Source organism: Catenovulum agarivorans YM01 (assembly GCF_000281085.1).
In the GTDB taxonomy this organism is placed as follows: Bacteria; Pseudomonadota; Gammaproteobacteria; order Enterobacterales; family Alteromonadaceae; genus Catenovulum; species Catenovulum agarivorans.
The window spans coordinates 82,223-96,159 of sequence record NZ_JH767525.1 but is presented as its reverse complement, the minus strand read 5'-3'; the positions used below and the strand labels follow the sequence as shown (position 1 = coordinate 96,159).

The following is a 13,937-nucleotide window of genomic DNA, read 5'->3' as shown; positions in this document are numbered from 1 at the left end:
ACCTACAAGTCGAACTTCACCCCATCAATCAGTTTTAGTGCTGCTGAACGATTTTCGGCTACTTTGGTCAATGGAAGCGTATCTTCCTTAAATTCACCCCAACTTGCAACCAAATCTGCAGGTTTTACTTGTGGGTTGACTGGATACTCAAAGTTAAGCGACGAATACGCTTGCTGTGCTTGCTCTGACGCTAAAAATGCAATGAGCTTAATTGCATTTTGTTTATTTGGTGCATGTTTAGCAACCGCTGCGCCCGAAACGTTAACATGTGCACCGCGGTTTTGCTGATTTGGATAAATGATATGAACTGAATCAGCCCAAGCTTTTTGCGCCGGATCGGTAATCATTTTGCCAAAATAATAGCTGTTACCCAAAGATACATCGCATAAACCTTCACTAATGGCTTTTACTTGCGCTCTGTCATTGCCTTGTGGTTTGCGAGCTAAGTTTTCTTTTACCGCTAATAACCAAGTTTTTGTTTGGGCTTCTCCGTGATGCGCTATCATAGACGCAACTAAACCTAAGTTATACGGATGTTTGCCACTGCGTGTACAAATTTTACCTTTAAATTCTGGTTTGGCTAAGTCTTCATAACTTAAAGTGAAAGGTGAAGCTACACGCGTTTTGGCCGCGTAGATATTGCGGATGCGTTTAGTTAACGCAACCCAGTGACCATTTTGATCTCTAAAATGCGCGGGTATGTTGGCGTTGATGTCAGCGTGATTAAATGCTTGAGTTAAATTTTCATCCGACAGTTGTAATAACTTACTGAAATTAGAGGTTAAAACTACATCAGCTGGGCTATATTTGCCCTCACGTTTGATTCTTTCTATCAAACCTTTCTCTGCAAACACAACTTTGGTTTTGATGCCAGTTTGCTCAGTAAATTGCTGCAAAATAGGCTCGATTAAAAAAGCTTGGCGGAATGAATAGATATTAACAGTGTCATCTTTAGCAAAGCTTGGCAGGGTAACGACTGCAAGCAATAAAAAACTTAAAATTTTCATAGCGATTATTAACTTTTATTAATGAGAATTGTTCTCATTAATTGTAAATAAAGTGACACAAATGTACAGAGGTTTTTATTGATAAGGCTCATTTACACAAGAAATAAGTTTAAATGAGCCTAAACTAAGTATAGTACTTTCAGTGATGCTGAGCATTTTGATGTTCAGCAACAAAGTTTTGCACTTGGTCTGGTGCTAATGGCTTTGCATATAAGAAGCCTTGCACTTCTTCGCAGCCCATATCCAATAACTTTCGCTCTTGAACAATTTCTTCAACACCTTCAGCGATTGTATGTAGGCCAAGTTTTTTCCCGAGCGCCAACACAGTCTCAACTATCACTTCACCATTTTTACTTAAGATATCACGAACAAAGGCTCTGTCTATTTTCATACGGTCAAGTGGTAATTGATGTAGATAATTCAAAGAACTGAACCCAGTGCCAAAATCATCTAGCGATACTTGAATGCCTTCAGCTTTAAGTAAGGTTAGGGCATCAATCACTGCACTTGGATTGTTCATCAACACACTTTCGGTTATTTCCAGTTCAATCGATTGAGGTTTAACCGCAAATTTATGCACAGTGTCTATGATTGTTGGTACAAATTTAGGGTTTCTAAATTGTGCCATAGACACATTTATTGCAATACGGATTTTATTGAATCCCTTATCTTCTAGCTGTTTTAACTGGCGGCAAGACTCTTCAACAACCCAGTTGCCTATGTCTATCATCAATCCCGAATGTTCAGCCAGCGGCACAAATACTTCTGGCTCTATCATGCCACCTTCGATTCTAGGCCAGCGTAACAATGCCTCGAAACCTATAACTGAATGGGTATTTAAGTCCAGTTGAGGTTGGAACCAAACTTGTAGTTTATTGTGCTGAAAGTCTTCGCGCAGTTGGTGTGCCATCCCCAGTCGCCACGCAGTTTTTTGTTCCATAGTATCTGAGAAATATGAGTAACACTGCTGCCGGTCTTTTTTTGCTTGGTTTAGTGCGATATCTGCGTGTTTTAAAATACGTAGACCACTTTTGTCGTTAGGGTCTCTATCACAAAATCCCATACTGAAATGGACCGGGATTCGCTGATCTTCAACTTTTAGTGGGTAGTCAAACAATTCTACAATATGCTCTGGGTTGACTAGAATTTTATGACCTATGATGCCAAATACGTCGGCGCTAACTCGAGCGAGTCGACTATTATTACCATATTTTTCTTTTAATCGTTCAGCGACTGCTCTAAGTAGATGATTGCCAGTTTCTTGTCCTAAACCATCATTGATATCGGCAAAGTGAGTTAAGTCGACTAGTACAACTGTGTCACCCATGGATGGGTCTTGTACATATTTATCTAACATACGAATAAAATCTGTACGGTTAGATAAACCCGTTAAACTATCGCGAAATGCCATATTTTTTAGTTCTTGGAATAGCTGAACGTTTTCTAAACTAACACCAACATTGCTTAGCAATACATTGGTTAATTGTTCGTTAAAGCGACTTGAATCTATACCTTCATCCAAATAAATCGCTGCATGAAACTTTTTGCTTTTTACAAATAAAGCTAGATCAGCTGAATGTAACTGGTGTTGCTGATGATTTAAACATTGGCTCAGCTGCATAATAATGCGGCCGTTGTCTAATTGCTCTATCAGTTGACCATTGCACTCTTGGTAATCCGCTGTACCGCCTATCACAAAAGGGCGCGCATTTTCTTTGTTGATGGGTCTTACACAAATTAATCCTTGTGCTTGTATTTCTAATAAATCATTTAGAGCGTTAATTGTTTCTTGGGTAAATTTTTGTGGATCTTGTTGTTGTAGCTGCACGCACGACGCAACTATATTGGCTAATTGAGCTTTGCTTTTTTCAATTTGTGTTATTTGGTCAAAACTTCGAATGGCTGAAATGAGTGTTGTGACTAATTTACTGCGGGTCAACTCTGTTTTGGTTTTATAGTCATTAATATCGTACTGCTGAACCACTGTTTCTTCAGGCGCATAACCTGGCTGACCTGTACGTAGGATGATTCGAGTGTTGGTTTGCCCTAGCTCGTCGCGAATATGTTTAACTGCATCTAAACCTGCATTTTCATGCTCCATTACAACGTCCATCAATATGACTGCAACATCGTGATGATTTTGCATATATTCGATAGACTCTTTGCCAGAGTAGGCATGGCCAAAATATAAAGGCTTTCCGAGTGTTTCTAAACCACTTAGAGCTAATTGGGTAACTGAATGAATTTCAGCATCATCATCTACAACTAACACGTGCCAAGCATTACTTGGGTCAACTTCATCCGGCTCGATGTCCAAATCGTCGTCGTCATCAGCAAATAGAATTACATCGTCTAATTTGTTTTGCAGCATATGAGTTCCGGTAAGTAAGATATTGGCATTTAACTATACAACTGGATTAATTATAGCCTAATATAGACATGTCGCTCATAACTATAAAAATAATCTTAAACTTTTATGAAAACTTCAGGCCTATCAGCCAATTTGCCACCATCGTTACAAAAAGAGGTTGTGCAGTTAGCTGACAAGAAACAGCAATCTAAACCAACAGCTGCCGATAAAGCTGCAACTGTCAGCGCGCACTCTCAAGGCAGAGCGCAGGCAAAAGTGACTTTAGATCAACAAACTGCAAGTTTTCGTTTAGCCCAAATTGCCCACAAATACGGAATTACCAGCCAAGTTAAAGGTCAACTTTCGTTAGAGCAAAGAGCCAGCCGCCGTGAGCGTTTAGATTCAGCGCGTAAGCAGCAAAACCTTGAAATGATTATGCAGCAGGCGCTAAGTTATGTTGATGACAAGGTGCCGAATGAGGATATCGACCCCGACTGGTTACATCAATTTTTTGAAATGGCTGAAAGCATTTTTTCTACGCCGATGCAAAAACTCTGGGGTAAAATTCTTGCCATGCAGACTTTGCGGCCTGGTAGTTTTTCGCTGCGTGCATTGTCTACTTTAAAACAAATGACCCACAGAGATGCGCTTATTTTTCAAGCTGCGTGTAATGTTACGCTGAAAGATAAAAACGAATATGGCGGACGTATTTTTAGCGGATTCTACGTTTTACCAACTTGGTTCGATTTATTTAAAAAAGACCATGGTTTTGCCATTAACTTATCTAAATGTGGGTTAAATTACCCAGATTTACTCACTTTGTTTGATTTGAATTTGTTATACGCCAGCGAAATTGAAACTACTGAGCTGAAAAAAGGTCAGGTGATTGAGATGGAAATTGGCAGTGGCAAAATTCAGTTGCAGGTGGCTAAAAGTGGGTATGTGTTAACTTATTATAAGCTCACGCAAATTGGTAATGAGTTGGCGCGTTTGATTCCAGCTGAGTTGAATCTGAATTATTTAGAGCAATTCGCTGCTGTGTTAGAGCCTGCAATTCATGTGAATATGAAGTAGGTTTTGTATTTGAGGCGTTTTTGGGTTGGCAGCAGGGAAGGTTATGTTGGCAGCGATATTTTTCGCAAATCGCTGCTAGGCCAGTGCAATATAGGGAAATCACTAGACCATAACTATCGCAAAAACGCTGTTCTGGATTAAAGTAAATCCTGAGTAGATTATTCGTCCCTGAAGGGCAGGCCCTGTCGCCGTCCTTGGCTCCACCTCGTCAGACTGCGAAGCGGTGCTTCGGTTCTGATTCGCCCCTGAAAAAGAGATTTTGCTCTAAGTTATTGCTCTAGCACTTTCCTAAATTTTTATCGCTGTTGTTTATTCTAGAAGCAATAAAAATGCTTGATAAAAGTCTAGCTGAACGCTGATTTTCTAAAACTTCAAACGTCCGGGACGACGTTTGGGAGCTTCCACGGATGGATTCACAGCGATTTTAGAAAACTATGCTTCAGCTGGGCTTGGGTGTAATATACATCCATCGCTTCTTCGATTGTGGCTGAGAAGGTCAAAGGCAAATGGAGTATTCCTCGCAAAATCGCTTTGAACTCGTCCATGAGCCGCTCGCACAAAAAATCCCTTTTTTGTGAAGTTTTGCTCGAAACACATCCATTCACCTTTTCGGCATTTTCGTTGCTGTTATTTGTTCGACAAGAGACACAAATGCTAGATAAAAGTCTAGCTGAATGCTGATTTTCTAAAACTTCAAACGTCCGGGACGACGTTTGGGAGCTTCCAAGGATGGATTCACGGCGATTTTAGAAAATTATGCTTCAGCTGGACTTGGTTGCACTACTTCTCAGCCAAATAATTCTTAAATGCGCCGGCGTTTTCTTGCCTATCAGGGGTAAACCAATCTAGCGAGCTATGTAATTTAACGACTTGGCCGATTATTAATAACGCAGGTGAGCCGATGTTGTGTTGCTGCTGTAATTGCCCTAACTCACTTAAAATACCAGTCACCACACGTTGATGTTGAGTTGTGCCATTTTCAACAATAGCAACCGGCATATCGGCAGCCATACCATGCTTAATTAAGTTTTCTTGTACCTGCTGTGCTTTACTCAAGCCCATGTAAATACACAAGGTATGATAAGGGTGGATAAGTGATTGCCAATCAGGCTCGTCACCCGCTTTACTGTTTTGCCCAGTGACAAAAGTAACTTTGCGCGCATAGTCTCTATGGGTTAACGGAATACCCGCATAACTTGAACAGCCGGCAGCTGCAGTTACAGCTGGAATCACTTGGAAAGGAATTTGCTGCTCAACTAAGGTTTCTAATTCTTCACCACCACGCCCAAAAATAAACGGGTCACCACCTTTTAAGCGGCAAACTTTTTTACCTTGTTTAGCTAAATCAACCAGTATTTGATTAATTTCTTGCTGTTGTTTCATGTGCAAACTTTTCTGTTTGCCAACACAAATAAACTCAGCATCTTTGCGTGCTAGGTTAACAATGTCTTCCGAGACGAGTCGGTCATATACCACAACATCTGCAAGTTGTAACTTTTGTAGCGCTTTAATGGTGATAAGCTCAGGATCGCCAGGGCCAGCACCAACTAACCAAACCTCACCTTGTTCATGGGTATCATCTAATAAATTATCCACCAAGTCAGTTTTTTCGCTGTCTGCCATTTGCTCAAAACGCGACATGATTGAACTTGAGAAAAACTTTTCCCAAAACAAACGGCGCAAATCAATCGTTGGTAATTTATTTTTTATTTTGCCGCGAATAGAGCCTGCATATTGGGCAATACCAGATAAAGATTGTGGTAACGCGGTTTCTATCATAGCGCGTATACGTCTTGCTAAAACTGGGCTCATACCTGCAGATGAAATAGCAATAACAATAGGTGAGCGGTCAACAATAGATGGTGTGGTGTAACGGCATAAATCAGGTTGGTCGACTGTATTCACTAAAATATTATGCGCTTCACAATATTCGAAAATTTGTTTATTAACTTGGTTGTTATCTGTAGCGGCAACCACTAGACGTTTGCCTGCAATACTGTCTGCTTGCCAGTTTTGTTGTAGCCATTCTATTTGTTTGTTTTCTACTAAGGCATTAATGTCGGCATTAATTTCAGGTGAGATCACACAAATTAGTGCTTTGGCTTTTAATAATGCGCTGATTTTTCGATAAGCAACTTCGCCACCACCAACAACGGCACAGGGGAAATTAGCCATATTTAAAAAGATTGGAAACTGTTCCATAACAAGCCTTAACAACTAAAAATGTCTAGAGATATCTTTGCTAAGTTTAACGCAAAAGCAGGGAAGGGGTTTAATAAATACAGGGATATTACAATAAAAAGATAAAGCGAGTAGCGGTTATATACCGCTACCACCTTCGTGAAGACCACACTCACGTTTTAAACCAAAGAAACGAGTTTCTTCTTCAGTCATACCCAATTCTAATGGGCGAGAGGTATGCCAATCACCAACAGATACATAACCTTGATCCCATAATGGATGATACGGTAAGTTATGCTCTTTCAAATAGTAATGTACATCTTTATTCGTCCAATCAATAATTGGCTGAACTTTATAACGACCACCGCTAATTTGTAATACAGGCAAGTTTGCTCGGCTGCTGGCTTGGTCGCGGCGTAAACCTGTGTACCAAACTTTTGCATCTAACTCTTGCATAGCTTGTTTCATCGGATCAACTTTATTGATCTGATTATATTTTTCGATGCCTTCGACACCTTGCTCCCACAATTTACCCCAGCGTTGTTCTTGCCACGCAGGGCTCCATGGTGAGCGGTACACTTTTAAGTTTAACTTTAAGCGTTCAGTTAGCTGATCGATAAACTCATAAGTTTCTGGAAATAAGTAGCCAGTGTCAGTTAATACCACAGGAATTTGTGGAATTGCTGAGTTAACTAAATTGAGCATAACAGCCGCTTGGATACCAAAACTCGATGAAAGAATTTGAGGTCCAGGCAAGTGTTTAGCAGCCCATTCTACTCTTTGCTGAGGCGTCAGTTGTTCAAGCTCAGCGTTAACTTGCGTTAACGCTGCAACTTGTTCTGATTTGTCTGCTTCAAGTAGCTTTACAAAATCAATTTGTGGCATGAAACTCTCGACCGTCATATACAGGTTTAACTAAACCAATTCGTACAACATAGTCACCAAAGCGTTCGTCTTGTTCTCTTTCTTTGCTATAGCGCGCTAGGATAGTATCCATTTCAGCTAGAATTTCTTCTTCGCCGATGTTTTCGCGATACATTTGATTTAAGCGTGTACCTTTACCGTCAGCACCTAAATACATATTGTATTTACCTGGGCCTTTACCAACAAAAGCAACTTCTGCTAAGAAAGGACGACCACAGCCGTTTGGACAACCTGTCATACGTGTTACGATTTCTTGATCGCCAACACCGTGTTTTTGCGCTAACACGTCAAATTTTTCAATTAAACGTGGTAAATAACGCTCTGACTCAGCCATAGCTAACGCACAAGTTGGTAATGCAACACAAGCGATACTATTAAGCATAATTGGTGAATGTTCAGTACCTAATAAACCGTACTGTTTACACATGTCTTCAATTTTAGCTTTGTCTGCTGCAGCTACGTTGGCAATCATAATGTTTTGGTTAGCTGTCATGCGGTATTCACCTTTGTGAACTTTAGCAATTTCGCGTAAACCTGTTTTGATTGTACGACGTTCGTCATCAACAATACGGCCAGCTTCTAAGAAAAGCGTTAAGTGCCAGTTGCCGTTCATGTCTTCTACCCAACCAAAACGATCACCTTGGCTAGTGAATTCATAATCACGCGCAGCTTCAAACTTTTTACCAGCATGTTTTTCAGTTGCTTCACGGAATGCATCTACACCCATGTCATCAACTGTGTACTTAGTACGTGCGCGTTTACGGTCGTAACGGTTACCATTGTCACGTTGAGTCATCATCACAGCTTGAGCAAAATCAAGAGTGTCTTCTAACTTACAGAAACCTAAAACACGAGTTAACTGAGGGTAGGTGTTTACGTCACCATGGGTAGAACCTAAACCACCACCAGCACATACGTTAAAACCAGCTAAGCCGCCTTTACCGTCTTCAATGGCGATAAAGCTTAAATCGTTGGCGCTGATGTCAACATCATTATACGGAGGTACAGCAACTGCAATTTTAAATTTACGTGGTAAATAAGTTTTACCGTAAACAGGCTCTTGCTCAACGTCTGCTGGGGTTTCTAATTTTTCTTCATCTAACCATAACTCAAAGTACGCACGAGTTTTTGGCAATAAATGCTCAGAAATTTTAACTGACCATTCGTGCACTTCTTTTTGCAACTGAGTTTGAATTGGGTTAGTGGTTGCCATAACGTTACGGTTAACGTCACCACAGGCGGCAATTGAGTCTAATTTAACTTGGTACAAACCTTTAATTAACGGTTTTAAGTTACGTTTTAAAATACCGTGGTATTGGAAAGTTTGACGCGTCGTTAAACGAATTGAGTTGTAATCAGTCAATTCTTCAGCAATTTGGTCTATTTGTAACCACTGCGGCATATCAATTACACCACCAGGGATACGTGCACGTAACATAAATGTATGTTTCGGCTCTAATTTTTGTTGCTTACGCTCGTTACGAATATCACGGTCGTCTTGCATGTAGAAACCGTGGAACTTAGTTAACTGAGTATCATCGTCAGCAACAGCACCTGTTACTTGGTTGGCTACACTTTCTTCTAACGTGCCACGCAAGTAGTTGCTGTTAATTTTTAAATATTCGTTGGCTGCTAATTTCTTTTCGCTCATTAGTAAACATCTCTCTGGTAACGTTTGTTTTTGCGTAATTCACTAACATAGTTTTCAGCTTCTTCACGGCTCTTGCCACCTTGCTGTTCAACTATGCTTACTAATGCTTCGTGTACGTCTTTCGCCATACGATTAGCATCACCACACACATAGAAATACGCGCCTTTTTCTAACCAAGCCCATAGCTCCGCAGCTTTTTCTAACATACGATCTTGTACGTAGATTTTTTCTGCTTGGTCACGAGAGAAAGCTAAATCAATTTTAGTTAATACACCGTCTTTTAGATAACTTTGCCATTCAACTTGGTATAAGAAATCTTCAGTGAAAGTTGGGTTACCAAAGAATAACCAAGTTTCATTTTCACGCTCAACTGAATCAATTTCTTGCATGAATGCGCGGAAAGGTGCGATACCTGTACCTGGGCCAACCATGATCACAGGTGAGTTATCTTCTGGTAAACGGAAGTGGCTGTGCTCAACAAATACGTCTACTTCGCCGCCTTCTTCTAAACGCTCGGCTAAGAAACCAGACGCGCCACCAAAGTGCTCTTCACCGAATGCATCGTAACGCACAACACCAACAGTTAAGTGTACTTCTTCTTCAACTTCAGCTTGGCTAGAAGCGATTGAGTACAAACGTGGGGTTAAACGACGCAAACAGCTTACTAATTGCTCGGCAGAAATTTTTGCTGCATGTTCACGAATGATGTCGATAATTTGGCGAACATCAATATATTCACGTAATGCTTGGCGATCTTCAGCTAATTTTGCAAGTTCAGCATTAGCAGTTACTTCAGCATATTTGCTAACAAAACCAGGATGGCTCAAAGTTAATTCGTAGTGACGAATTAATGCGTCACGCACTGCAACTTGCTCACCATCAATTTCGATAGTTGCTGTTGCATCTAAGCCTAATTTTTCAATGATTTCGTCAACGTTCTTTTCGTCGTTGCGGAACCATATACCTAAAGAATCACCCGGCTGATAAGTTAAACCAGAACCTTCTAAAGAAATCTCGAAGTGACGGATATCTTTAACCGAATCCCGACCAGTAATTTTCTGGTTGGTTTCTAAAGTTGCCGTGAAAGGATTCTTTTTGTTGTAAGCAGAAGCACTTGCTGCTGGTGTAGCAGCCGCAGAAACTGTTACTTGCGCAACACCTGCTTGCATGTCTTTTGCCATAGCGGCAACAGCTCGTTCAATCCAACCGGCTGCTGGCTCTTCGTATTCAACGTCACAATCAACACGAGGTTCAATTGCAGTTGCGCCTAATTTAGCGAAACGCTCGTCGAAATCTTTACCAGTTTGGCAGAAAAATTCGTATGAAGAGTCACCTAGCGCTAATACAGAATATTTAACACCTGCTAATTTAGGTGCTTTTTTGCCAGCTAAGAAAGCGTGGAATTCAATAGCGTCATCTGGTGGATCACCTTCACCTTGAGTGCAAGAGGTGATTAATACGTGCGTCTCAGATTTTAATTCTTTGGCTTTGTAATCGCCCATAGAAACACAGCGTACTTTTAAGCCTGCTGCTTCAGCGGCTGCCGCTGCTTGTTGTGCAACACCTTTTGCGTTACCGGTTTGTGAACCATACAAAACGGTTAAAGTAGGTAGCTCAGCAGGCGCTGCTGGTACACCAGCTGCTGGCAATGAACCCGCGCCAGCTTGTGCTAAGCCGTATAAGTAGCCGCTTACCCAAGAAAGTTGGTTAGCAGACATACCTGCGGTAATTTTATTTAACTGAGTTAATTGCTCAGCTGCCAAAGGGCTTGTAAGTTCTGTGTTTTGCGAAGACATATTCCCAAAAATCCGTGACTTGATTTAGCGCTATAGCTTAGTTGGGATATTGATAACTGGAAAGAATAAATATTAATTTTTTATTCCATCCAGATATATACCAATTCTATTACGCTATTAGTTAATTAGGCTTGTTTTGAGGGATTGCGGACAATCCAGACGCGACATTATCCATTTCATTGGACAATTTTTCCAGTTGTTCTTCAACATTTACTAACACACCTTTTTTAAGTTGTGATTCAATGTTGTTCGCAAGCTGGCGTAGATAGGGCACTCCAGAGTAACAAGTAGACCCATGAAACTTGTGGATTACGTTGAGTAGCGCTGCTTGATCATTGTTGGCTAGCGCGGTGTTTATATCTTGTTTTACCCCATCAAAGGTAGAAATCAGCATAGTTAACATTTCTACTGCTGTCTTGTGGTTGTTGGCGGCTTTTTCTAGCGCCAGCGACCAGTCAATGCCATGTTTAATCACTGAATGACTGCGTTTGTGTTTTTGTTGTTCGGCAAAATCTGCAGCACCTATGACCCATTTTGCCACCAATTGATTAAATTTATCCATATCAATTGGTTTAGCTAGGTAATCGTCCATACCGTTTTTCAATAAGTTTTCGCGTTCTTCTTTAAACGCATGAGCGGTAAAAGCAATAATAGGCGTAGAGCGATTAAGTTTGCCTTGGCGAATGCGCGCTGTGGTTTGCACACCGTCCATTTCTGGCATTTGTACATCCATTAAAATAATGTCGAATTCATCTTGTTCGGCAATTTCACAAGCTAACTTCCCTGAAGTTGTTGTGGTTAATTCAACACGACCGTTGCGCAAAATAGCGGAGAGCAACTTTAAGTTAGTTTCGTTGTCATCTACCGCTAACATTTTTATTTTTGAGCCAGATTGAATAATGTCTTGATTGACGGCGTCCAAACTTTCATCGGCTAACCAAGTTAATCTGTCGTATTTCCGCCAGGCATTCTCTAATTTACACAAGGTAAATGGTTTTTCGGTAACAGGCCAGTCACCGAGCATCTTTTTGTGTTCTTCCGGTAGTGAGCTATAAAGCGGTACTGACAGTAAAATCAAAGCATTACATTGTTGTTTAGCCGCAAATGCTGCTTGTAACGGCAATAACTCGAGTGACTCTTCGTCTGAATCACTGGCGATTACAATTAAGTCGTAGTTTTCAATTTGGCGGACTTGGGTTTCCCATTCTTCGGTTTCAGAATAAATATCTGCTGCAATACCTAGTTGTTGGAACAATTGGCGATATGCAGTGTAGGTTACTGAATGGGGATCTAACACCAATGCTTTATGCAATTTTTGCATTTTATCTATAGTGCTTGGTTTAGATGTGGTAATTGGTAGCTGTAAGGTAAAAGTGGAGCCTTTACCTAAAGCGCTGTCTATGCTCAATTTACCATTCATTTTGCTGACCAAACCATGGGTAATGGCTAAACCTAAACCAGTACCACCGTATTTTCTGGTGGTACTTGCATCTGCTTGATGAAAGGCTTTAAACAATTTGCTTTGTTTATCTCTACTTATGCCTATACCTGAATCTTGTACTTCAACCGTCAGCATATGCTGGCTTTCAGACACAGACTCTATTTTTAAACGTAAAATAACAAAACCTTTTGGGGTAAATTTTATTGCGTTGGACAATAGGTTGGTCAGAATTTGTTTAAATCTATGTTGGTCACCAATAGCTGCAATTGGCAGTGCATCAGATTCAACAGAGAAGACTAAACCTTTGGTAAAAGCATCACGCGACATCAGTTTAGTGACATCTTCCACCGTTTGCATTAGGTTGAAAGCAGAGTGGTCTAACTCAATTTTACCAGCTTCAATTTTTGAGAAATCGAGTACATCATTAACAATTGCGATTAAGTTGTCGGCCGATGCGTTAATTGTTGTGACATAGTCTTTATACGGTTCTTCTAATTGAGCTTTTTCTAATTCTTTAGTAAAACCAACAATTGCGTTAAGCGGTGTACGTACTTCATGACTCATGGTCGCTAAGAATTGCGACTTAACTTTACTCGCTTCAAGTGCTTCTTTACGTGCTATATCTAGCTCAGCGTTTTTCTCTTCTACCAAGAGTAGATTTTGCTGTAGGTCGCGTGTTGCGTCTTCAATTTCTGATTCTAATTTAGCTTGGTGATGTTGTAATTGCGCCGCCATCACATTAATACCATCTTTTAAGTCGTTAAATTCGTACTGCACAGGAATGTCCAGCCTAAATTTTAGATCGCCACTCCCAATACGCTTTACTGCTTGTACGAAGGCTTGCACAGGGCGGATAACACGGTTAACTAAGGCTATCATTAACATGGCGGTTAAAATGGCGGCGATGCCGATGAGCACAAATAAATTTAAGTTTGTAATAAATCTTTGATAAGTTTCGGCGGATAAATCTAGTACCAATACGATATGGCCAATAGGTTGTTGAGTTTGCTGACTTGATTGCCACTGAGCGGTTTGGTTAAAACTGCTATCAAAGGCGAAGATAGGCGAATTTACAATGAGTTTTTGACTGTTGGGTCTATGTAGTTGGGTACCCAAGTGACTACTGGTATGGTAACTAAAGCCTAATTGGGTGTAATTCGACGCGACAAATAACTCGCCAGTTTCGTCGTAAATTAATATATTAGAGATAGGCAAAGATGAAGTGGCATTGATATCACGCAACTTACTTTGTAAACCAACTTTGTTTAAGCTAATTAAGTTATATTCGCTGGCATAAGCAATTGAATCAACTAGATTAACCGCCTGTTCTTCAATTAACTTATCGCGCTCAACACTGGTTGCGTGCACAATATAACCACAAATACCTATGGTCATTAGAATGCTAGGTATAATTGCAAAAAAAATCGCGTTAAAAAGAATACTGGGTTTGAACATGCTAATTCTACAGGTTAATCTGCTATGAAACGGCTTCCAATAAATCTAACTATAACGT

General features: G+C 40.5%; 8 protein-coding genes. 1 reads left to right on the top strand and 7 read right to left on the bottom strand.

What is annotated here, in order from left to right:
- Positions 1 to 2: 2 nt before the first annotated feature.
- Together WSC_RS0107845 and WSC_RS0107840 are read right to left on the bottom strand one after the other, a co-directional pair.
- Complete coding sequence (locus WSC_RS0107845) at positions 3 to 1,007, bottom strand: extracellular solute-binding protein (RefSeq protein ID WP_016955370.1); 1,005 nt, start codon at positions 1,005 to 1,007, stop codon at positions 3 to 5.
- 139 nt (positions 1,008 to 1,146) lie between these two features.
- Positions 1,147 to 3,378 (bottom strand): bifunctional diguanylate cyclase/phosphodiesterase, encoded by a 2,232-nt coding sequence (locus tag WSC_RS0107840; protein WP_016955369.1) that lies wholly within the window; start codon positions 3,376 to 3,378, stop codon positions 1,147 to 1,149.
- A 105-nt stretch (positions 3,379 to 3,483) separates the two neighbouring features.
- On the opposite strand from WSC_RS0107840, the gene WSC_RS22195 reads away from it, so the two are divergent.
- On the top strand, positions 3,484 to 4,431 hold the full coding sequence (locus WSC_RS22195) for a TIGR03899 family protein (RefSeq protein ID WP_016955368.1): 948 nt from the start codon (positions 3,484 to 3,486) through the stop codon (positions 4,429 to 4,431).
- A 780-nt stretch (positions 4,432 to 5,211) separates the two neighbouring features.
- On the opposite strand, the gene cysG is transcribed toward WSC_RS22195, so the two are convergent.
- The 5 genes from cysG to WSC_RS0107810 form a co-directional block, all read right to left on the bottom strand.
- Positions 5,212 to 6,633, bottom strand: coding sequence for a siroheme synthase CysG (gene cysG / locus WSC_RS0107830; RefSeq protein WP_016955367.1), 1,422 nt, complete (start codon positions 6,631 to 6,633; stop codon positions 5,212 to 5,214).
- A 117-nt stretch (positions 6,634 to 6,750) separates the two neighbouring features.
- Positions 6,751 to 7,497 (bottom strand): phosphoadenylyl-sulfate reductase, encoded by a 747-nt coding sequence (locus tag WSC_RS0107825; protein WP_016955366.1) that lies wholly within the window; start codon positions 7,495 to 7,497, stop codon positions 6,751 to 6,753.
- Positions 7,484 to 9,187: an assimilatory sulfite reductase (NADPH) hemoprotein subunit gene (gene cysI, locus WSC_RS0107820; RefSeq protein ID WP_016955365.1), complete on the bottom strand. Its 1,704-nt coding sequence runs from the start codon at positions 9,185 to 9,187 to the stop codon at positions 7,484 to 7,486. Before cysI ends, WSC_RS0107825 begins: the two co-directional genes overlap by 14 nt.
- Positions 9,187 to 10,983, bottom strand: coding sequence for an assimilatory sulfite reductase (NADPH) flavoprotein subunit (locus WSC_RS0107815; protein WP_016955364.1), 1,797 nt, complete (start codon positions 10,981 to 10,983; stop codon positions 9,187 to 9,189). Before WSC_RS0107815 ends, cysI begins: the two co-directional genes overlap by 1 nt.
- 121 nt (positions 10,984 to 11,104) lie before the next feature.
- Positions 11,105 to 13,819 carry an ATP-binding protein gene (locus tag WSC_RS0107810; RefSeq protein WP_016955363.1) on the bottom strand — a complete coding sequence of 905 codons (2,715 nt, stop codon included), beginning with the start codon at positions 13,817 to 13,819 and terminating at the stop codon, positions 11,105 to 11,107.
- Between the last annotated feature and the right edge of the window lie 118 nt (positions 13,820 to 13,937).